Raw genomic sequence first — 21,835 nt, forward strand, 5'->3', positions numbered from 1 at the left:
AGCACCAAGAGTTGTTATGGCCAAATCAGCACTGTTCACGGTGCATAAAAACGAGCCCTGCCCGCAGTGCGGGGCTGAACTTGTTATTCGGTCCGGGAAACACGGCCCGTTTCTCGGTTGTTCTCACTATCCGGAATGTGATTATGTTCGTCCTCTGAAAAGCCAGGCGGATGGGCATATCGTTAAAATTCTGGAGGGTCAGCTGTGTCCTCTCTGCGGTGGCGAACTCGCCTTACGCCAGGGGCGCTTCGGCATGTTTATTGGATGTAGCCGCTACCCGGAATGTGAACATACGGAACAAATTGATAAGCCTGATGAAACGGCAATTGCGTGCCCTCAGTGTCAGCGCGGTCAACTGGTACAGCGCCGCTCCCGTTATGGTAAGACTTTCCATTCGTGCGATCGCTACCCTGAATGCCAGTTTGTTATCAATTTTAAACCGGTAGCGGGAACCTGCCCTCATTGCAATTACCCGCTACTTCTAGAGAAGAAAACCGCGCAAGGCATGAAACGCTTCTGCGCCAGTAAACAATGTGGAAAGCCGGTTACGGCGGATCAAAACAGTGAATAATAACCTGCCATCAGGCTCCATTGTGCATGCAGTGGACGTACTGAAAAATGAAGAAGTCATCGCCTATCCAACTGAAGCTGTTTTTGGGGTCGGTTGCGACCCTGACAGCGAGACGGCTGTGAGCCGCCTGCTTGCCTTAAAACAAAGACCCGTCGAGAAAGGATTGATTTTAATCGCTGCGAATTATGAGCAGCTTAAACCCTATATCGATGACTCCATGCTGACGCCGGCTCAGCGCGAGACTATCTTCTCCGCGTGGCCTGGCCCGGTGACCTTCGTTTTCCCGGCGCAGCCGACAACGCCTCGCTGGTTAACCGGACGTTTTGATTCCCTCGCCGTTCGCGTAACCGATCATCCGCTGGTGGTGGAGCTGTGTCTGGCATTTGGTAAACCGCTGGTCTCAACCAGCGCCAACCTGACCGGATTGCCACCTTGTCGGACAACCGAAGAAGTACTGGCGCAGTTCGGGAATGACTTCCCTGTCGCTGTCGGTGAAACGGGAGGGCGCCTGAATCCGTCTGAAATTCGCGACGCTCTGACCGGCGAACGTTTTCGCCAGGGGTAATCTCATGGAAACCTATGCTGTTTTTGGTAATCCCATTGCACACAGCAAGTCACCGTTGATCCATCAGCAGTTCGCGGAGCAGCTGCAGATAGATCATCCCTACGGTCGAGTACTGGCGCCAGTGGATGCTTTTATCCCAACGCTGGAGGCCTTTTTCGCCGCGGGGGGCAAAGGCGCGAATGTGACGGTCCCGTTTAAAGAGGAAGCATTCGAACATGCGGATGAGCTGACCGAGCGCGCTTCACTTGCAGGCGCAGTCAATACTCTCAAACGGCTTGAGGATGGACGCCTTCTGGGTGACAACACCGACGGGATTGGTTTACTCAGCGATCTGGAAAGACTCTCCTTTATCAAGTCCGGATTCCGAATCCTGCTGATTGGCGCGGGTGGCGCATCGCGGGGCGTTCTGTTGCCTCTGCTTTCGCTGGACTGTTCGGTGACCATCACGAACAGAACCTTTTCCCGGGCAGAAGCGCTGGCTGCGTTGTTTGCGCATACCGGCAGCGTGAGCGCGGTAGCGCTTGACGATCTTGCCGAACGTGAGTTCGATCTTGTCATTAACGCCACATCCAGCGGCATCAACGGTGAGATCCCGGCGATCCCGACTTCGCTGGTCAGTGCGCATATGTACTTCTATGACATGTTCTATCAGAAAGGGAAGACGCCTTTCCTGAACTGGTGTGAACAACACGGCGCGAAACAGTTAGCCGATGGGCTGGGAATGCTGGTGGGGCAGGCCGCGCATGCGGTGCTGCTCTGGCACGGGGTGTTGCCTGCAGTCGAGCCGGTCATTGAAAAGCTAAAGCAGGAGCTTTCGGCGTGAATCAGGCTATTCATTTCCCGGACAGAGAGAGCTGGGATGAGCATAAACAAGCGGTCTGTTTCCCGGTGCTGGTGCAGGGTATGCAACTTACCTGTGCCATCCACGGAGAAACGCTGTTGCATCGTTTTGGCGGTACAGACCCGCTAGCGGTATTTTGCGAAAATCGCTGGGATCTGGAAGAGGAAGCCAGCGATTTAATCCGCGAACAGCAGGAAGACGATCAGGGCTGGGTTTGGTTATCCTGATCCAAATAGTCATTCTTCCAGTTAACGTAGTTGTTCGCCGAGTATTTTAACCCTTCGATCTCTGCCTCCTTCAGGGGGCGGATCTGTTTTACCGGGCTTCCCAGATAGAGATAGCCGCTCTCCAGCCGCTTGTTCTGCGGGACCAGGCTACCGGCACCAATCATTACGTCATCTTCTACTATGACGCCATCCAGCAAAATCGATCCCATGCCAACCAGGACGCGATTTCCGATAGTGCAGCCGTGCAGCATCACTTTATGGCCGACGGTAACCTCTTCACCAATGATGAGGGGATTACCCTCGGGGTTATAAGAGGATTTGTGCGTGACATGCAGAACGCTACCGTCCTGAATGTTGGTACGTGCACCAATCGACACATAGTTAACATCTCCCCTGATGGCGACGAGCGGCCAGATGCTGACATCATCGGCCATTCGCACATCGCCAATCACCACACTGCTGGCATCGATCATCACGCGATCGCCTTTTTGGGGGAACAAATCTTTATAAGGACGTAATACTGCGGGCATATCTACCTCTAACAATGAGCGCTATACAGAAGACTTTGATCATATTAATGGATCGAGGCAAGGCAAAATACGTCAATATTTAAGCAGATCGGGCGGGATTTCAGCGAAAAGCGCGGAAAATCAGCAGTCGGAAAAAAAGATCTAAAAAATACTTGTGCTAAAAAATGGGATCCCTATAATGCGCCTCCATCGACACGGCGGATGTGAATCACTTCACAAACAACCCGGTCGGTTGAAGAGAAAAAATCCTGAAATAACGGGTTGACTCTGAAAGAGGAAAGCGTAATATACGCCACCTCGCAACGGTGAGCGAAAGCCGCGTTGCACTGCTCTTTAACAATTTATCAGACAATCTGTGTGGGCACTCAAAGTGACATGGATTCTTAACGTCCTCGGACGAAAAATGAATACCAAGTCTCTGAGTGAACATACGTAATTCATTACGAAGTTTAATTCACGAGCATCAAACTTAAATTGAAGAGTTTGATCATGGCTCAGATTGAACGCTGGCGGCAGGCCTAACACATGCAAGTCGAGCGGTAGCACAGAGAGCTTGCTCTCGGGTGACGAGCGGCGGACGGGTGAGTAATGTCTGGGAAACTGCCTGATGGAGGGGGATAACTACTGGAAACGGTAGCTAATACCGCATAACGTCGCAAGACCAAAGAGGGGGACCTTCGGGCCTCTTGCCATCAGATGTGCCCAGATGGGATTAGCTAGTAGGTGGGGTAACGGCTCACCTAGGCGACGATCCCTAGCTGGTCTGAGAGGATGACCAGCCACACTGGAACTGAGACACGGTCCAGACTCCTACGGGAGGCAGCAGTGGGGAATATTGCACAATGGGCGCAAGCCTGATGCAGCCATGCCGCGTGTATGAAGAAGGCCTTCGGGTTGTAAAGTACTTTCAGCGGGGAGGAAGGTGTTGAGGTTAATAACCTCAGCAATTGACGTTACCCGCAGAAGAAGCACCGGCTAACTCCGTGCCAGCAGCCGCGGTAATACGGAGGGTGCAAGCGTTAATCGGAATTACTGGGCGTAAAGCGCACGCAGGCGGTCTGTCAAGTCGGATGTGAAATCCCCGGGCTCAACCTGGGAACTGCATTCGAAACTGGCAGGCTAGAGTCTTGTAGAGGGGGGTAGAATTCCAGGTGTAGCGGTGAAATGCGTAGAGATCTGGAGGAATACCGGTGGCGAAGGCGGCCCCCTGGACAAAGACTGACGCTCAGGTGCGAAAGCGTGGGGAGCAAACAGGATTAGATACCCTGGTAGTCCACGCCGTAAACGATGTCGACTTGGAGGTTGTGCCCTTGAGGCGTGGCTTCCGGAGCTAACGCGTTAAGTCGACCGCCTGGGGAGTACGGCCGCAAGGTTAAAACTCAAATGAATTGACGGGGGCCCGCACAAGCGGTGGAGCATGTGGTTTAATTCGATGCAACGCGAAGAACCTTACCTACTCTTGACATCCAGAGAACTTAGCAGAGATGCTTTGGTGCCTTCGGGAACTCTGAGACAGGTGCTGCATGGCTGTCGTCAGCTCGTGTTGTGAAATGTTGGGTTAAGTCCCGCAACGAGCGCAACCCTTATCCTTTGTTGCCAGCGGTTCGGCCGGGAACTCAAAGGAGACTGCCAGTGATAAACTGGAGGAAGGTGGGGATGACGTCAAGTCATCATGGCCCTTACGAGTAGGGCTACACACGTGCTACAATGGCGCATACAAAGAGAAGCGACCTCGCGAGAGCAAGCGGACCTCATAAAGTGCGTCGTAGTCCGGATTGGAGTCTGCAACTCGACTCCATGAAGTCGGAATCGCTAGTAATCGTAGATCAGAATGCTACGGTGAATACGTTCCCGGGCCTTGTACACACCGCCCGTCACACCATGGGAGTGGGTTGCAAAAGAAGTAGGTAGCTTAACCTTCGGGAGGGCGCTTACCACTTTGTGATTCATGACTGGGGTGAAGTCGTAACAAGGTAACCGTAGGGGAACCTGCGGTTGGATCACCTCCTTACCTTAAAGAACCTGCCTTTGTAGTGCTCACACAGATTGTCTGATGAAAAGTAAATAGCAAGGCGTCTTGCGATTGAGACTTCAGTGTCCCCTTCGTCTAGAGGCCCAGGACACCGCCCTTTCACGGCGGTAACAGGGGTTCGAATCCCCTAGGGGACGCCACTTGCTGGTTCGTGAGTGAAAGTCACCTGCCGTCATATCTCAAAACTGACTTGCGAGTCATGTTTGAGATATTTGCTCTTTAAAAATCTGGATCAAGCTGAAAATTGAAACGACACATCTTTAAGGTGTGTTCGAGTCTCTCAAATTTTCGCAATCAGAAGTGAAACATCTTCGGGTTGTGAGGTTAAGCGACTAAGCGTACACGGTGGATGCCCTGGCAGTCAGAGGCGATGAAGGACGTGCTAATCTGCGAAAAGCGCCGGCGAGGTGATATGAACCTTTGACCCGGCGATGTCCGAATGGGGAAACCCAGTGCAATTCGTTGCACTATCGTTAACTGAATACATAGGTTAACGAGGCGAACCGGGGGAACTGAAACATCTAAGTACCCCGAGGAAAAGAAATCAACCGAGATTCCCCCAGTAGCGGCGAGCGAACGGGGAGCAGCCCAGAGTCTGAATCAGCTTGTGTGTTAGTGGAAGCGTCTGGAAAGTCGCACGGTACAGGGTGACAGTCCCGTACACGAAAGCACACAGGTTGTGAACTCGAAGAGTAGGGCGGGACACGTGGTATCCTGTCTGAATATGGGGGGACCATCCTCCAAGGCTAAATACTCCTGACTGACCGATAGTGAACCAGTACCGTGAGGGAAAGGCGAAAAGAACCCCGGCGAGGGGAGTGAAAAAGAACCTGAAACCGTGTACGTACAAGCAGTGGGAGCACCTTCGTGGTGTGACTGCGTACCTTTTGTATAATGGGTCAGCGACTTATATTCTGTAGCAAGGTTAACCGTATAGGGGAGCCGAAGGGAAACCGAGTCTTAACTGGGCGTTAAGTTGCAGGGTATAGACCCGAAACCCGGTGATCTAGCCATGGGCAGGTTGAAGGTTGGGTAACACTAACTGGAGGACCGAACCGACTAATGTTGAAAAATTAGCGGATGACTTGTGGCTGGGGGTGAAAGGCCAATCAAACCGGGAGATAGCTGGTTCTCCCCGAAAGCTATTTAGGTAGCGCCTCGTGAACTCATCTTCGGGGGTAGAGCACTGTTTCGGCTAGGGGGCCATCCCGGCTTACCAACCCGATGCAAACTACGAATACCGAAGAATGTTATCACGGGAGACACACGGCGGGTGCTAACGTCCGTCGTGAAGAGGGAAACAACCCAGACCGCCAGCTAAGGTCCCAAAGTCATGGTTAAGTGGGAAACGATGTGGGAAGGCACAGACAGCCAGGATGTTGGCTTAGAAGCAGCCATCATTTAAAGAAAGCGTAATAGCTCACTGGTCGAGTCGGCCTGCGCGGAAGATGTAACGGGGCTAAACCATGCACCGAAGCTGCGGCAGCGACACTATGTGTTGTTGGGTAGGGGAGCGTTCTGTAAGCCGTTGAAGGTGTGCTGTGAGGCATGCTGGAGGTATCAGAAGTGCGAATGCTGACATAAGTAACGATAAAGCGGGTGAAAAGCCCGCTCGCCGGAAGACCAAGGGTTCCTGTCCAACGTTAATCGGGGCAGGGTGAGTCGACCCCTAAGGCGAGGCCGAAAGGCGTAGTCGATGGGAAACAGGTTAATATTCCTGTACTTGGTGTTACTGCGAAGGGGGGACGGAGAAGGCTATGTTAGCCGGGCGACGGTTGTCCCGGTTTAAGCATGTAGGCGGAGGTTCCAGGTAAATCCGGTACCTTTTAACGCTGAGGTGTGATGACGAGGCACTACGGTGCTGAAGTAACAAATGCCCTGCTTCCAGGAAAAGCCTCTAAGCATCAGGTAACATCAAATCGTACCCCAAACCGACACAGGTGGTCAGGTAGAGAATACCAAGGCGCTTGAGAGAACTCGGGTGAAGGAACTAGGCAAAATGGTGCCGTAACTTCGGGAGAAGGCACGCTGATATGTAGGTGAAGCCCCTGCGGGTGGAGCTGAAATCAGTCGAAGATACCAGCTGGCTGCAACTGTTTATTAAAAACACAGCACTGTGCAAACACGAAAGTGGACGTATACGGTGTGACGCCTGCCCGGTGCCGGAAGGTTAATTGATGGGGTTAGCGGCAACGCGAAGCTCTTGATCGAAGCCCCGGTAAACGGCGGCCGTAACTATAACGGTCCTAAGGTAGCGAAATTCCTTGTCGGGTAAGTTCCGACCTGCACGAATGGCGTAATGATGGCCAGGCTGTCTCCACCCGAGACTCAGTGAAATTGAACTCGCTGTGAAGATGCAGTGTACCCGCGGCAAGACGGAAAGACCCCGTGAACCTTTACTATAGCTTGACACTGAACACTGGTCCTTGATGTGTAGGATAGGTGGGAGGCTTTGAAGCGTGGACGCCAGTCTGCGTGGAGCCGACCTTGAAATACCACCCTTTAATGGCTGGTGTTCTAACGTAGACCCGTAATCCGGGTTGCGGACAGTGTCTGGTGGGTAGTTTGACTGGGGCGGTCTCCTCCCAAAGAGTAACGGAGGAGCACGAAGGTTAGCTAATCCTGGTCGGACATCAGGAGGTTAGTGCAATGGCATAAGCTAGCTTGACTGCGAGAGTGACGGCTCGAGCAGGTGCGAAAGCAGGTCATAGTGATCCGGTGGTTCTGAATGGAAGGGCCATCGCTCAACGGATAAAAGGTACTCCGGGGATAACAGGCTGATACCGCCCAAGAGTTCATATCGACGGCGGTGTTTGGCACCTCGATGTCGGCTCATCACATCCTGGGGCTGAAGTAGGTCCCAAGGGTATGGCTGTTCGCCATTTAAAGTGGTACGCGAGCTGGGTTTAGAACGTCGTGAGACAGTTCGGTCCCTATCTGCCGTGGGCGCTGGAGAATTGAGGGGGGCTGCTCCTAGTACGAGAGGACCGGAGTGGACGCATCACTGGTGTTCGGGTTGTCATGCCAATGGCACTGCCCGGTAGCTAAATGCGGAAAAGATAAGTGCTGAAAGCATCTAAGCACGAAACTTGCCCCGAGATGAGTTCTCCCTGACCCTTTAAGGGTCCTGAAGGAACGTTGAAGACTACGACGTTGATAGGTCGGGTGTGTAAGCGCAGCGATGCGTTGAGCTAACCGATACTAATGAACCGTGAGGCTTAACCTTACAACGCCGAAGCTGTTTCGGCGAAGAGAGACGCGATTTTCAGCTCTGATACAGATTTAACAGAATTTGCCTGGCGGCTTTAGCGCGGTGGTCCCACCTGACCCCATGCCGAACTCAGAAGTGAAACGCCGTAGCGCCGATGGTAGTGTGGGGTCTCCCCATGTGAGAGTAGGGAACTGCCAGGCATCAAATTTAGCGTGCTGATATGGCTCAGTTGGTAGAGCGCACCCTTGGTAAGGGTGAGGTCCCCAGTTCGACTCTGGGTATCAGCACCACTTTATACTTAGGTTAAAGTTCGGCAAGAAGTAAAAGAATTTGTCTGGCGGCTTTAGCGCGGTGGTCCCACCTGACCCCATGCCGAACTCAGAAGTGAAACGCCGTAGCGCCGATGGTAGTGTGGGGTCTCCCCATGTGAGAGTAGGGAACTGCCAGACATCAAATAAGTGAAAAGGCCATCCGAAAGGATGGCCTTTTTGCGTTTATGCAGAAAAAACGGTAGGCCGGGTAAGGCGAAGCCGCCACCCGGCAGAGCAAACGACTAATGAATCACCTGCGACAGGAAGGCTCGCGTGCGTTCTGACTTCGGATGCGCAAAGAACTCATCCGGCGGTGCCTGCTCAACAATTTCCCCGCGGTCCATAAAGATCACCCGGTCGGCCACGGTTCGCGCAAACCCCATTTCATGCGTCACACACAGCATGGTCATGCCGGATTGTGCCAGCCCAATCATGGTGTCCAGAACCTCCTTCACCATTTCCGGATCCAGGGCAGATGTCGGTTCATCAAACAGCATAATTTTCGGTTTCATACACAGTGAACGGGCGATAGCCACACGCTGCTGCTGCCCACCCGATATCTGGCCAGGGAATTTATTCGCATGCTCTGCGATACGTACGCGCTCCAGGTAGTGCATTGCCAAGGCCTCGGCTTCCTTTTTCGGCATCTTCCGTACCCAAATCGGCGCAAGCGTACAGTTCTGCAGAACGGTCAGGTGCGGAAACAGATTAAAGTGCTGAAATACCATTCCCACTTCCTGACGCACGCGTTCGATATTGCGGATATCTTCATTCAGCTCGATACCGTCAACCACAATGCGTCCTTGCTGGTGTTCTTCAAGATGATTAATACAGCGAATGGTCGTGGATTTCCCGGATCCGGAAGGGCCGCACAGGACGATGCGCTCTCCCTGCTTGACCTTAAGATTAATGTCCTTCAGAACATGAAACTGTCCGTACCATTTGTTCACATTTTCCAGCGTAATCATCGCGTCGGCGGGTGTCATAGTTATTTGGCTCATAATTTCCTCAGTGCGGTGTACGCCCGGTGTTAAAGCGCTTTTCCAGATGCTGGCTGTAGCGCGACATGCTAAAACAAAAGATCCAGTAGATCAGGGCAGCAAAGACATATCCTTCGGTAGACATGCCCAGCCAGACAGGGTCAACGGTTGCCTGCTGCACGCTGCTAAAGAGATCGAACAATCCGATAATGATCACCAGGCTGGTATCCTTGAAGAGGGCAATGATCGTGTTGACCAGACCCGGAATGACCAGCTTGAGTGCCTGGGGAAGAATGACCAGTCCCTGCGTTTTCCAGTAACCGAGCGCCAGTGATTCCGCCGCTTCGTACTGGCCTTTAGGCAACGCCTGCAAACCACCTCGTACAACTTCAGCGACGTAGGCGGACTGAAAGAGAATCACCCCCACCAGGGCACGGATCAGCTTGTCGATGGTTGTACCTTCTGCCATAAACAGCGGCAGCATGACCGACGACATAAACAGCACGGTGATAAGCGGTACGCCGCGCCAGAACTCAATGAAGATAACGGAGAGCACGCGGACGATCGGCATTTTTGAACGCCGTCCAAGGGCCAGTAAAATCCCCCACGGTAAAGCACCGGCTATCCCCACTGAAGCGATAATCAGCGTCAGCGTCAGCCCGCCCCACTGGCGTGTTTCAACGCGTTCCAGTCCCAGGAAACCGCCATACAAAAGTACCCAGACAATAATCGGATAAACCACCGCCCAGACGGCAATATAGCGTCCACGGTGAGGCAGCTTTTTCCAGAACATGACTGCGACAGAGAGCAGACCGATAACCAGTGCCAGATTAATCCGCCAGCGCTGTTCATGCGGATACAACCCATACATGAACTGACCGAAGCGTTCATGGATAAACACCCAGCAGGCGCCGGCTTTTGTACAGTCCGCCCGGGTTGAACCGACCCAGTTGGCCTGTAAAAACGCCCAGTTCAGCAGGGGAGGTATCAATTCCCACATGAGCCACAGGCAGACAATCGTAAGCAGGCTGTTACTCCAGCTGGAGAACAGATTCTTACGCGCCCAGAGAATGAAACGTCCACCTGTCGAGTTGGCAGGGCGCGAGGAGTGCGACAGTATCGCTTTTGTCATCATAAATCCTTAGCGCTCGACCAGTGCTATACGACGGTTATAGAGGTTCATCAGCAGTGAAATCACCAGGCTGATGATCAGATAGACAGACATCGTGATGGCGATGGTTTCAATGGCTTGCCCGGTCTGGTTAAGCACGGTTCCGGCGAAGAGTGACACCATGTCCGGATAACCAATGGCTGCGGCCAGCGACGAGTTTTTGACAATATTGAGATACTGGCTGGTCAGGGGAGGAATGATGACCCGTAAAGCCTGCGGGATGATGACCTGGCGAAGCGTCACGGTATGGGGTAATCCCAGCGAGCGTGCCGCCTCGTGCTGTCCGTAAGGTACGGCCTGGATCCCGGCACGGATAATCTCTGCGATAAACGCGGACGTATAAATCGACAGCGCCAATGTCAGAGCTGCGAGCTCAGGAATTAATACCATCCCGCCCTGAAAGTTAAAGCCACGAAGATGGGGAATGTCCCAGTGCAGCGCGGCCCCAAACAGCCAGTGAGCCACTAGCGGCAGGCTAACGATCAGGATGACAGCCGTGGGCCAGGTTCTGCGAAGCTGACCGGTTTTGATCTGATGCGTGCGGTTAAAACGGAATACCCCAGCAGTGAGAGCCAGCGCGATCGCAATCGCTCCAATGAAAGCGTACAAACCTTCGCCCGGCTGAGGAGAAGGAATGGACAACCCTCGGTTGCTCAGGAAAAAAAGCTCAAACGCGTCGACGGCCTGACGGGGACCGGGAAGGTTACGCAGTACGGCGAAATACCAGAAGAAAATCTGCAGGAGCGGGGGGATATTGCGGAACGTCTCAATATAAACAGTCGACAGTTTCCGCAGGAGCCAGTTTTCAGAAAGACGCGCCAGGCCAATAAAGAAGCCCAGTATCGACGCGAAGACGATACAAAGCGCCGATACCAACAGCGTATTCAGTAAACCGACCACGAACACGCGTCCGTACGTGTCACCTTCCTGGTAATCAATAAGATGTTGAACAATGCCAAACCCCGCGCTGCGATCTAAAAACGCGAAACCGGAGGTAATGCCGCGATTGTTCAGGTTGGTGATGGTGTTATGGATGAGATACACGGCGATGAGAACAACCGCAACAATAGCAATAATCTGGAATAGCCAGGCGCGGACCGCGGGATGAGAAAAGGATAGCGATCCTTTTACGGCTGAGCGGCGATGGGACATAAAGAAACCTCAGTAACCATGACTCTGGAGTGGGCACTGCCGGAGCAGTGCCCGTTACAGCTATGACTTAACGTACTGGTGGTGCGTACTGAATACCGCCGTTGTTCCAGAGGTTGTTCTGGCCGCGTTTGATCTTCAGCGGGCTTTCCGATCCCACGTTGCGTTCAAAGATCTCAGAGTAGTTGCCCACCTGTTTGATGATGTTGTAGGCCCACTTGTTATCCAGCTTCAGATCCTTGCCGAAATCACCTTCTGTACCGAGCAGGTGTGCCATATCCGGGTTCGATGGCTTAGCGGCTTTCTCATCCACGTTTTTCGAGTTGATGCCCATCTCTTCTGCGTTCAGCATGGCAAACAGCGTCCAGCGAACAATGGAGAACCAGTCTTCATCGCCACGACGAACGACGGGGCCGAGAGGTTCTTTGGAGATCACTTCAGGCAGAACAATCCATTCTGCCGGATTGCTCAGCTTAATACGTAAGGCATACAGCTGTGACTGGTCAGAGGCCAGCGTGTCGCAACGGCCGGATTCCAGCGCTTTGGCCGACTCATCCGAGCGGTCGAATGTCACCGGGGTGTATTTCATATTGTTTGCTTTGAAATAATCCGCGACGTTCAGCTCGGTATCGGTGCCCGCCTGGATACAAACGGTGGCGCCATCCAGTTCTTTGGCGCTTTTCAGGCCGGCTTTATTGTGGGTCAGGAAGCCGATGCCGTCATAATAGGTCACGCCCGTAAATGACATCCCCATGCCTGCATCACGGGATGACGTCCAGGTGGTATTACGGGAGAGCATGTCGACCTCGCCGGACTGCAGCGCCGTAAAGCGTTCTTTCGCCGTCAGCGGGGTGTATTTTACTTTGCTGTCATCGCCAAAAACGGCGGCTGCAACGCCACGGCAGACGTCCACATCAATACCGGTAAATTTGCCGTTCGCATCGGCATAAGAGAAGCCAGGCAAACCGTCACTGATACCGCATTGAACAAAACCTTTCTTTTTAACGGCATCCAGTGTCGTTCCCGCATGGGCTTGACCGGCTACGGCAAACATCATGCCTGCAGCGGCCAGGCTGGCTATCATCGTCTTTTTCATAATGCATCCTGTGTGGCGAAATTTATCGTTATAGAGGCGTTTTTAAACGCTTTACCTGTCTGTGGCTTTGGCCAACGTTTATAAAGCAAACGTAATGCCAGTTTTGCGTTCGACAAAATAAGAGATGAGTGAACGCTTAATGCTGAGTGTAGACAGGCTTAAATAAAACGAGCGCCCTGAAACGGTGCGAAATTACAACCTGTGCCACAAATTGGAGCAAAAGTTTAGAGTCTCGTCAGGAAAAAGAAGAGATAGTTTCCAGCGTGAATATTGGCAGGATATTCAATAATATTAATGTGTGAAAATCATCACAATAGAACAGGTAATTTAAATGAGTATACGAAAAAGATGTGACTGACTTCAGCCTGAAATGATCGGCGCGAATAAATACGGGGCTATTTTTTTACTTATTTGAAAATATTGCACTCATTAAAAGCAAAAGCGCGGCCAGAGCCGCGCTTTCTTAACAGCTGTTACTTCGTCAGGGCAACAATACCCAGCGTTAAACCCGCCACTGCGGCAGCACCGCCGGCGATAGCACCCGCAGTTTCCCAGTTATCCTGGGTGGTGCCCTTCATACAGGTATTGGTATGAACCAGTCGGCCCTGGTCGTCGTAAACCGGTACACATGGAGAGTCGTGCGCGCAACCAGCAAGCAGCGCAGCGAGAAGTGCAACGGAAATGAATCTTTTCATGATGTTACCTCAATATTATTTCTCATCCGCTATAAAGCCAGGAGGGCTATTAACGAACTGGAGGTTATTTTACCACCGGGGTAAGTCCGCGTTACACGAGGAATAATCTCAAATTATGTAGTTTGTAAAAATCGTGGAGAAAAGTCGGTTTCAGGAGGAATTAATGGAGACATTATGAAGCGGCAAGAGACTGTTTTTACTTAATGCAAATCATCATATTTTCAACGCTGCCTTTATGTAAAACCTAATTCATTGTTTATGTTAAAAATAAAAAAGGCACCAAAGGTGCCTTTTCGGGGGAACATTAATCTTTATGATGAGTAAATCGTCGCCGAACAACCACAAAGAAGACGGGCACGAAGAAAATCGCCAGCAGCGTTGCGGAAAGCATTCCCCCCATCACGCCCGTACCGACGGCGTTTTGCGCGCCGCTCCCGGCCCCGGAGCTAATCACCAGCGGCATGACGCCAAGAATAAAGGCCAGGGAGGTCATCAGGATCGGTCGAAGGCGCATCCTTGACGCTTCCAGCGTGGCTTCAATGATGCCTTTACCTTCTTTATCCATCAGGTCTTTAGCAAATTCGACGATCAGAATGGCGTTTTTCGCCGATAAACCAATTGTCGTCAGCAGGCCGACCTGGAAATAGACGTCGTTGTTTAACCCGCGTAGCGACGCTGCGAGAAGCGCCCCGATGACCCCCAACGGCACAACCAGCATAACGGAGAACGGAATGGACCAGCTTTCATACAGCGCTGCCAGACACAGGAACACCACGATCAGTGAAATGGCATACAGCGCAGGCGCCTGGTTACCCGAAAGCCGCTCCTGATAAGACATCCCCGTCCAGTCATAACCGATGCCGGAAGGCAGTTTTGCCGCGAGACTCTCCATCATAACCATGGCCTCACCGGTACTTTTACCCGGGGCTGATTCACCGAGGATCTCCATAGAGGGCATCCCGTTATAGCGCTCCAGACGAGGTGAACCGTAAACCCAGTGAGCGTTGCTAAAGGCTGAGAACGGCACCATTTCCCCGTTCGCACTGCGCACGTAAAGGTTGTTAATATCTCCAGGCAACATACGGAATTTTGCGTCAGCCTGGACGTAGACCTTTTTCACGCGCCCATGATCGATAAAGTCATTCACATAGGTGCCGCCTAAGGCTGTAGAGATCGTCTGGTTGACGTCAGAAAGACTGATGCCCAGCGCCTGCGCTTTCTCCTGGTCGACATCCAGCTTGAACTGAGGCGTATCTTCCAGACCGTTAGGGCGCACGCGAACCAGCAGGTCAGAGTGCTCTTTCACCATGCTGAGCAGCTGATTACGCGCCTGCGTCAGCTGGGTATGTCCCAGGTTAGCCTGATCGATCAGTTCAAAGTCGAAGCCCGTGGCGGTACCCAGCTCAATAATTGCAGGCAGGTTAAACGGGAAAACAAGGCCGTCTTTAATCTGACTGAAGGCTTTCGTCGCGCGACCTACTATGGCTTCGACGCCATTTTCCGACCCAGGGCGCTCCTCCCAGGGCTTCAGGCTGATGAAGGCAATGCCGGAGTTCTGACCCTGGCCGCTAAAGCTAAAACCGTTTACGGTAAAAACGGATTCAACATTCGCCTTCTCTTTATTCAGGTAGTAGTCCTGAACCTGGTCGAGGACCTGCTGAGTACGCGTCTGGGTTGCTCCCGCAGGAAGCTGAACCATCGTCATAAACACCCCCTGATCCTCTTCGGGGAGGAAGGAGGTGGGTAAGCGCAGGAAGAGCACCGCCATCCCACCGACAATAATGACGTATACCACCAGATAGCGCCCGGTTTTGCGCAAGATACCGCTCACGCTGTTACTGTAGTGCTCCACGCTCTTATCAAAAAGCGCATTAAACCAGCCGAAGAAGCCACCTTTTTTCTCATGATGGTCGCCGGAAACGGGCTTAAGCAACGTTGCACAGAGGGCGGGCGTCAGGATTAGCGCAACCAGTACGGACAACGCCATCGCGGAAACGATAGTTAGCGAAAACTGGCGATAGATTGCCCCCGTCGAGCCGCCAAAAAAGGCCATCGGAATAAAGACCGCCGAGAGCACCATGGCGATCCCCACCAGTGCGCCCTGGATCTGCTCCATAGACTTCTGCGTGGCCTCTTTCGGCGGCAGTTTGTCCTCGACCATGACGCGCTCAACGTTCTCAACGACCACGATAGCGTCATCAACCAGCAGGCCTATCGCCAGCACCATGCCGAACATTGTCAGGGTATTGATGGAGAAACCGAACGCCGCCAGAACCGCGAAGGTACCCAGCAGAACGACCGGAACCGCGATCGTTGGGATGAGCGTTGCCCGCAGGTTTTGCAGGAACAGGTACATGACCAGGAAGACCAGAACGATCGCCTCAAACAGGGTCTTCACCACTTCGTGGATGGAGATTTTCACAAACGGCGTGGTGTCATAGGGGTAGACTACTTTGAGCCCCTGCGGGAAGAACGGCTGCAGTTGTGCCAGCTTGCTCTTGATGGCTGCCGCCGTATCCAGCGCATTGGCCCCGGTTGCCAGCTTAATCCCCAGGCCGGTTGCCGCCTGCCCGTTGATTTTTGTCACCATGTTGTAGTTTTCGCCACCCAGCTCAATGCGAGCCACATCCTTCAGATGCACCATCGAGCCGTCCTGGTTCACCTTGAGCGTCACGCGACCGAACTCTTCCGGTGATTTCAGGCGGGTTTGCGCGATGATCGAGGCATTCAGCTGTTGTCCCGGGATGGACGGTGTTCCGCCCAGCTGGCCAGCCGCTATCTGATCGTTCTGCGTTTTCAATTGATTGATAATATCCAGCGGCGTCAGCTGGTATTTGTTCATCGCATTGCTGTCGAGCCAGATGCGCATCGCATACTGAGCGCCAAACAGCTGAACGTCACCGACGCCAGGCGTTCGGCTGATGGCATCTTTGACGTTCGAAGCGACATAGTCAGAGATGTCATTCTGCGTGAGGTTTTTGTTGTCTGAAACAAAGCCGGCGACCAGCAGGAAGCTGCTGCTGGATTTCTCCACGCCAATCCCTTGCTGCTGCACCTCTTGCGGCAGCAGCGGCATGGCGAGCTGCAGCTTGTTCTGCACCTGTACCTGGGCGATGTCCGGATCGGTTCCTGACTCGAAGGTCAGGGTGATGGTGACGTTACCCGCTGAATCGCTGGTGGAAGACATATACATCAGGTTATCGATGCCGTTCATGTTCTGTTCGATAACCTGGGTCACGGTATCCTGTACCGTTTGAGCGTCAGCGCCCGGGTAGGTCGCGGATATCGCCACGGCGGGAGGTGCAATGGTCGGATACTGTGCGACGGGAAGTTTGAGAATGGCCAGCCCGCCTGCAATCATCAAAATGATGGCAAGTACCCAGGCGAAAACCGGTCGCTGAATAAAGAAATTAGCCATGTCGTCGTCCCTTAACTGGCTGGAGCAGTGGTGGTATCAGACGTAGCGACGACGGTTACGCCCGGTCTGACCTTCTGTAGTCCGCTGACAATCACGCGGTCACCGTTTTTCAGCCCTTCCGTTACCAGCCAGCGGTCCCCAATCGCCTGAGACGCAACGACGGTGCGAGACTCAACCTGGTTTTTATCGTTTACCACCATCACGGTGGCATCGCCTCGCGGTGTGCGGGTCACGCCTTGCTGGGGAACCAGAATCGCATCCGGCTGCGTACCTTCATCAATGCGGGCGCGAACGAACATACCGGGTAACAGCAGATGCTGAGGATTCGGGAAAATGGCGCGCAGGGTAATCGAGCCGGTACTTTCATCCACCGTGACGTCTGAGAACTGCAATGTGCCTTTCAGCGGATAGGGCTGTCCGTTCTCCATCAGTAGCTCAACGCTGCTGGCGGTATCGCCTTTTTGCAGGCTCGTCTGCTTCAGACGCATAAAATCATTACTGGACTGGGTAACATCGACGTAAATCGGATCAAGCTGCTGGACCGTTGCCAGCGCCGCGGTTTGTCCGTTCGTCACGAGCGCGCCTTCCGTCACGCTGGATTTGCCGATGCGGCCATCGACGGGAGACGTCACTTTGGTATAAGCAAGATTGATTCGTGCACTTTCAACGCCCGCTTTGGCGGCGACGACGCTGGCATCTGCCTGCTGGGCCGTGGCGACGGCCTGGTCATACTCTTGCTTGCTGACATACTGCGTGCCGACCAGCGGGAGATAACGTTTCACCGTCAGGTGCGCAATATTGGCCGCCGCCTGGGCCTTCGCCAGCTCGCCTTTCGCGTTATCGTAAGCCGCCTGATAGGTTGCAGGATCGATCTGATAAAGCGAATCCCCGGCTTTTACATCGCTGCCTTCCGTGAAGTTGCGGCGCAGGATGATACCGCTAACCTGCGGACGAACCTCTGCAACGCGGAACGCATCTGTTCTGCCCGGGAGTTCAGTGGTGACAGCCAGCGGCGCGCTTTTCACAATATGCACGCTGACCTGAGGGGCCTGCGGATGTTGCGGTTGGTTTTCCTGGCCATCGCATCCTGAGAGCAGTACAGCACAGACAATGAAACCGGCTAAGGGTAAGCGTCTGAAATGATTCGTCATTACTGGTCCTTTAAATACCCGCTAACCGATATTTGGCGTGAATCGGTAGCAGGGCAGCGGGATAAAAATAAAATGTAGCTGCGTATAATAATGAGGGTATTTAATGTTTTTTAATTTATAAGTGCGAATGGCAAGGTCTAAGCAGAAAAATCAGAAACAGGCTCGGTTTATTTCTCCGCTGTCTTACGGCAAACTAATCAGTTAAATAACGCTTAACGTGATTTAATTATTCATGTTGTGAATTTAAAATTAAATATGTATTTAGCTAAGCTATAAATTAAGAAGATTGACTTTTTTTGTGCAAAATTAAAACGGAATTTGGTGAATACTTTCTTTCTCCTGACCCCTGTGTTACGTATAAATCTTGTGAGTAGCGAGTCGTTGTCTATGGCGCGTAAAAAGAAAGAAGAAGCTCAACAAACCCGGCAGCAGCTGATTGAGGCAGCTATCGGGCAGTTTGCGACGCGTGGCGTAGCCAACACGACGCTGACGGACATCGCGGATGCCGCAAAGGTTACGCGCGGTGCCATCTACTGGCACTTCACCAGTAAAGCCGAAATATTTAATGCCATCTGGGAGCAGCAATTACCGCTTCGCGACATTATTCGCGATCGGCTTTCCCTTTCCGAAGGTGATGATCCATTGTTAATACTTCGTGAGCAATTTATTACTGCGCTTCAGTATATTGCCCATGAACCCCGGCAATGTGCGCTTTTACAAATTCTGTATCATAAATGTGAATTTAGCAGTGATATGATTTCTGAGAGAGAGATCAGAAAAAGGATTGGATTCAATTACGACACGCTACGTGCTACGCTGGAGGCCTGCATTTCACGTAACATCATTTCTCCAAAGGTAAATGTTGATCTGACCCTGATCGTATTCCACGGTTTTTTTAGCGGAATAATTAAAAACTGGTTAATGAATAACGACAGTTTTAATCTTTATCAGCAGGCTCCCGCTCTGGTCGATAGCATACTGGCGACACTCCCGGTTATTCGCGTGTCGCCGGATGATGCTTACTGCTCAGCACCAGGTAACATTTCCCCTCGGGCACAAAGTGATTCTATGGTCTGTGCGCTGACGGGTTTACCTAACAGATAACCCTGAAGGGTGTTGCAGCCCAGCTCGGTCAAAAAGGCTTGCTGTGCTTCGGTTTCTACACCTTCAGCCACGACTTTCAGGTTGAGTGTTTTGGCGAGGGCCACAATCGCTGAAACAATAGTGGCATCCTCGCTCTCGCCGCTGAGCTCTTTCACAAACGCCCTGTCGATTTTCAATTCGCAGGCCGGTAAACGCTTGAGGTACAGCAGGCTCGAATATCCGGTGCCAAAATCATCAATGGAGGCCTTCACGCCTGCATCCGTCAGCTCTGTCAGCACTCGTACGCTCTCATCCGGGTTGCTCATCGCCGTGGTTTCCGTCACTTCGAGGATCAACATTTCCGGTGGTACCTGGTGAAGTGCCAGGCAGTCGAGAACTGTTTTAACCAGCGAAGGTTGTTCAAACTGCAGTGTCGACAGGTTTACCGCCATTGACCAGCTTTGATGCCCCTGAAGATGCCATTCCCGCAGCTGGCGACAGGCTTCATTAATCACCCAGTTGCCAATGGGGACGATTAGCCCCGTTTTTTCCGCCAGCGGCAGGAACAGGTCCGGGGTTAGTAACCCCTGCTTAGGATGCTGCCAGCGCAATAACGCTTCGAATCCCAGGACTGGGCCCGCCGGGGCGTGAAATTTTGGCTGATACAGCAGGCGCAGCTCATTGCGATCGATCGCCATCCACAGATCGTTCATTAACTGGAGATGGGTCTGCGCCAGGGTGTTCATGGAGGGCTGGAAAAAGTGGTAACCGTTACGGCCCATATGCTTCGTGTGATACATCGCCGCGTCGGCGTTAAACATCAGCTCACGCTCGGTTTTACCGTCGTGAGGATACAGCGCGATACCGATGCTAAGGGTCACTACCAGTTCATAGGGGCTGAGATTGAACGGGCTATCGATCGCGCGAACCAGCGAGTTCGCCAGCGATGCCGCGTCGTCCGGACCTTCTCCCTCTGCCAGCAGAACAAATTCATCACCGCCGATACGTGCAAGGGTGAACTGGCCTTTCAGGAGAAGCAGCAGACGCTGCGTAACGGCGACCAGCAGCCTGTCACCGACATCATGGCCGTAGGCGTCATTGATGGCTTTAAAGCCGTCAAGATCCATGAACATCAGAGCAAAGTGATTCCCTTCACGATCGGCTTTACTGATGGCCTGATCGAGTCGGTCTTCCAGCAGGATACGATTGGGCAGACGCGTCAGGGTATCGTGTAGCGCCAGTTGAGCAAGTTCCCGGTTAGCTTCTGCCAGCGAGGAGGCCAGAAGGGCGGTGCGTGCCTGAAGGCGGGCATCCAGCATCGACACCAGCAGGGTGATTCCAAGAATAGAGAGCGCGACGACGCTGACCAGCACCGCCAGCCAGCTCCCGTTGATACCCTCATGGTGAACCATTGTGGACATCGGAAACTGCGCCGCTTTCATCCCGGCATAGTGCATCCCGGCAATGGCAATTCCCATCGTGATGGCGGCACCCATGCGCATCAGCACGACCTGCGCGGCTTCGCGGCGCAGGCGGAAGGTCAGCCATAATGCCGCGAGTGAAGCCACAAGCGCAATGGCGACCGAAATGGCCACCCAGACCTTGTCCCAGATAATCCCGGGCATCACTTCCAACGCCGCCATGCCGGTGTAATGCATAGCAACAATACCGCTACCCATTACCAGCGCGCCGGGCAGCAGTCGGCGCAGGCGTAGTTGCTCGCAGCTCACGAGCCATAGCGCAAACAGTGACGAACCCACGGCGATGACCATGGATAACACCGTCAGGGTGGCGTTGTAGCTCATGCTCATGGAGAGGTCCATCGCCAGCATGCCGATAAAATGCATGGCCCACACGCCTATGCCCATAGCAATACCGCCGCCAGCCAGCCAGACGCGGGCAGCGACGCCCTCACTCCCGGCGACGCGTGCAGCCATATTCAGAGCGGTATACGCGGCAAGGATGGCAACAACAAAGGAGAGGACAACAAGGATATGGTTGTATTGGCTGACCAGCATGGACGGTTCTACTCGAGTGTGAGGTTACGCTAGAGAGGTTAAGAAGGGCGAGACATTATCACCGTCGGGTAATGGCTCAAAGGGATTTAAATCCCCGTTTTTAGTGGGTAATAACGGGGCGATTTGCGCAATCAGGCGGTTAGTCGAGCTCTGAGCAGTTCACGAGTTTCAGGGGATTCACGGAGTTCATATTGCGACACTTATCGGTTTCGGTGCTCATCAGTTCAATCCACTGCATCAGGAGTGCATCGAAAATGAGAACGGAGATTGCAAAGACAACCAGCCACCAGTATTTACGAATCATTGTGTCATTCCGCGAGAAGAGCGCCAGTAGAGTGGGGGAAATATACACCAAAAGCTGTGGTTTTAAAGCGGGGTAAGCGAAGGTTTACAAAGCGTTGACGGACTGAAGCCGGTAATAAAAAAGGCGCTTCCCCATGCCGAAGAGCGCCTTTTTAAACAAGCATTTAACTGATTAGTATCAGTTCATGCCGTATTTTTTCAGTTTCTTACGCAGAGTACCACGGTTGATACCCATCATCAGCGCAGCGCGGGTTTGGTTACCGCGGGTGTATTGCATCACCATGTCCAACAGTGGCTGTTCAACTTCAGCCAGTACCAGCTCATACAGGTCATTAACATCCTGACCGTTCAGTTGAGCAAAATAGTTCTTCAGTGCCTGTTTAACCGAGTCACGCAGGGGCTTTTGAGTTACCTGGTCCTGAGAGTTAACGGTAGAAACGGTCAGTACGTCAGAATTTACGCGTTGTTCGAACATAGTTCTGT

General features: G+C 52.8%; 16 protein-coding genes, 2 tRNA genes and 4 rRNA genes. 11 read left to right on the forward strand and 11 right to left on the reverse strand.

All coding sequences use genetic code 11. The annotated features are described in order from the left end of the window. Positions 1–16: 16 nt before the first annotated feature. The 4 genes from RVY89_RS21820 to RVY89_RS21835 are packed head-to-tail and all read left to right on the forward strand — an operon-like array spanning position 17 to position 2,204. Positions 17–571: a DNA topoisomerase family protein gene (locus RVY89_RS21820; protein WP_484826427.1), complete on the forward strand. Its 555-nt coding sequence runs from the start codon at positions 17–19 to the stop codon at positions 569–571. Continuing rightward, the gene (tsaC, locus tag RVY89_RS21825; RefSeq protein ID WP_395304813.1) at positions 564–1,136 is read left to right on the forward strand and encodes an L-threonylcarbamoyladenylate synthase type 1 TsaC; all 573 of its coding nucleotides are present in this window, start codon (positions 564–566) and stop codon (positions 1,134–1,136) included. The genes RVY89_RS21820 and tsaC overlap by 8 nt, the downstream gene beginning before the upstream one ends. Positions 1,137–1,140: 4 nt before the next feature. Continuing rightward, entirely contained in the window at positions 1,141–1,959 is an 819-nt protein-coding gene (gene aroE, locus RVY89_RS21830) for a shikimate dehydrogenase (protein WP_484826428.1), read from the forward strand. After that, complete coding sequence (locus RVY89_RS21835) at positions 1,956–2,204, forward strand: DUF1488 family protein (RefSeq protein ID WP_023345007.1); 249 nt, start codon at positions 1,956–1,958, stop codon at positions 2,202–2,204. The genes aroE and RVY89_RS21835 overlap by 4 nt, the downstream gene beginning before the upstream one ends. On the opposite strand, the gene RVY89_RS21840 is transcribed toward RVY89_RS21835, so the two are convergent. After that, positions 2,180–2,734, reverse strand: a complete 555-nt coding sequence (locus RVY89_RS21840; protein WP_029740647.1) for a gamma carbonic anhydrase family protein — start codon at positions 2,732–2,734, stop codon at positions 2,180–2,182. The genes RVY89_RS21835 and RVY89_RS21840 overlap by 25 nt on opposite strands. Positions 2,735–3,205: 471 nt before the next feature. On the opposite strand from RVY89_RS21840, the gene RVY89_RS21845 reads away from it, so the two are divergent. From RVY89_RS21845 to rrf (RVY89_RS21870), 6 genes are all read left to right on the forward strand, one after another. Then, positions 3,206–4,745, forward strand: a 16S ribosomal RNA gene (locus RVY89_RS21845). 85 nt (positions 4,746–4,830) lie between these two features. Next, positions 4,831–4,906 (forward strand) — tRNA-Glu (locus tag RVY89_RS21850). A 182-nt stretch (positions 4,907–5,088) separates the two neighbouring features. Then, positions 5,089–7,992 (forward strand): 23S ribosomal RNA (locus RVY89_RS21855). Between the two features lie 69 nt (positions 7,993–8,061). Next, a 5S ribosomal RNA gene (gene rrf / locus RVY89_RS21860) occupies positions 8,062–8,177 on the forward strand. 14 nt (positions 8,178–8,191) lie between these two features. Beyond that, a tRNA-Thr gene (locus tag RVY89_RS21865) sits at positions 8,192–8,267 on the forward strand. A 43-nt stretch (positions 8,268–8,310) separates the two neighbouring features. Then, positions 8,311–8,426 (forward strand): 5S ribosomal RNA (gene rrf, locus RVY89_RS21870). The 16S, 23S and 5S rRNA genes sit together here with 2 tRNA genes alongside, the layout of an rRNA operon. A 104-nt stretch (positions 8,427–8,530) precedes the next feature. Here rrf (RVY89_RS21870) and RVY89_RS21875 read toward each other — a convergent pair. From RVY89_RS21875 to RVY89_RS21905, 7 genes are all read right to left on the reverse strand, one after another. Continuing rightward, positions 8,531–9,289: an amino acid ABC transporter ATP-binding protein gene (locus tag RVY89_RS21875; protein ID WP_014171880.1), complete on the reverse strand. Its 759-nt coding sequence runs from the start codon at positions 9,287–9,289 to the stop codon at positions 8,531–8,533. Positions 9,290–9,296: 7 nt separating this feature from the next. Beyond that, positions 9,297–10,400 (reverse strand): amino acid ABC transporter permease, encoded by a 1,104-nt coding sequence (locus RVY89_RS21880; protein ID WP_023309439.1) that lies wholly within the window; start codon positions 10,398–10,400, stop codon positions 9,297–9,299. 9 nt (positions 10,401–10,409) lie between these two features. Continuing rightward, positions 10,410–11,591 (reverse strand): amino acid ABC transporter permease, encoded by a 1,182-nt coding sequence (locus RVY89_RS21885; protein ID WP_484826429.1) that lies wholly within the window; start codon positions 11,589–11,591, stop codon positions 10,410–10,412. Between the two features lie 67 nt (positions 11,592–11,658). Then, positions 11,659–12,684, reverse strand: coding sequence for an amino acid ABC transporter substrate-binding protein (locus RVY89_RS21890; RefSeq protein ID WP_047071242.1), 1,026 nt, complete (start codon positions 12,682–12,684; stop codon positions 11,659–11,661). A 473-nt stretch (positions 12,685–13,157) separates the two neighbouring features. Then, on the reverse strand, positions 13,158–13,379 hold the full coding sequence (locus RVY89_RS21895) for a lipoprotein (RefSeq protein ID WP_008502867.1): 222 nt from the start codon (positions 13,377–13,379) through the stop codon (positions 13,158–13,160). Between the two features lie 304 nt (positions 13,380–13,683). Further along, positions 13,684–16,797, reverse strand: a complete 3,114-nt coding sequence (locus tag RVY89_RS21900) for an efflux RND transporter permease subunit (protein WP_484826430.1) — start codon at positions 16,795–16,797, stop codon at positions 13,684–13,686. Between the two features lie 11 nt (positions 16,798–16,808). Beyond that, on the reverse strand, positions 16,809–17,948 hold the full coding sequence (locus tag RVY89_RS21905; RefSeq protein ID WP_484826431.1) for an efflux RND transporter periplasmic adaptor subunit: 1,140 nt from the start codon (positions 17,946–17,948) through the stop codon (positions 16,809–16,811). A gap of 387 nt (positions 17,949–18,335) precedes the next feature. Between RVY89_RS21905 and envR the strand changes: the two genes are divergently transcribed. After that, positions 18,336–19,052 carry an acrEF/envCD operon transcriptional regulator gene (gene envR, locus RVY89_RS21910; protein WP_484826432.1) on the forward strand — a complete coding sequence of 239 codons (717 nt, stop codon included), beginning with the start codon at positions 18,336–18,338 and terminating at the stop codon, positions 19,050–19,052. Here the strand turns inward: envR and RVY89_RS21915 are convergent. From RVY89_RS21915 to fis, 3 genes are all read right to left on the reverse strand, one after another. Further along, a complete protein-coding gene (locus tag RVY89_RS21915) occupies positions 18,968–21,049 on the reverse strand; it encodes a putative bifunctional diguanylate cyclase/phosphodiesterase (protein ID WP_484826433.1) in 2,082 nt (693 codons plus the stop codon). The two genes, envR and RVY89_RS21915, sit on opposite strands and share 85 nt — an antisense overlap. 139 nt (positions 21,050–21,188) lie before the next feature. Then, positions 21,189–21,353, reverse strand: coding sequence for a DUF2556 family protein (locus RVY89_RS21920; protein ID WP_008502862.1), 165 nt, complete (start codon positions 21,351–21,353; stop codon positions 21,189–21,191). A gap of 177 nt (positions 21,354–21,530) precedes the next feature. Further along, positions 21,531–21,827, reverse strand: coding sequence for a DNA-binding transcriptional regulator Fis (fis, locus tag RVY89_RS21925; RefSeq protein WP_000462905.1), 297 nt, complete (start codon positions 21,825–21,827; stop codon positions 21,531–21,533). Positions 21,828–21,835: the final 8 nt, after the last annotated feature.

The organism is Enterobacter sp. 3U4 (assembly GCF_057224565.1).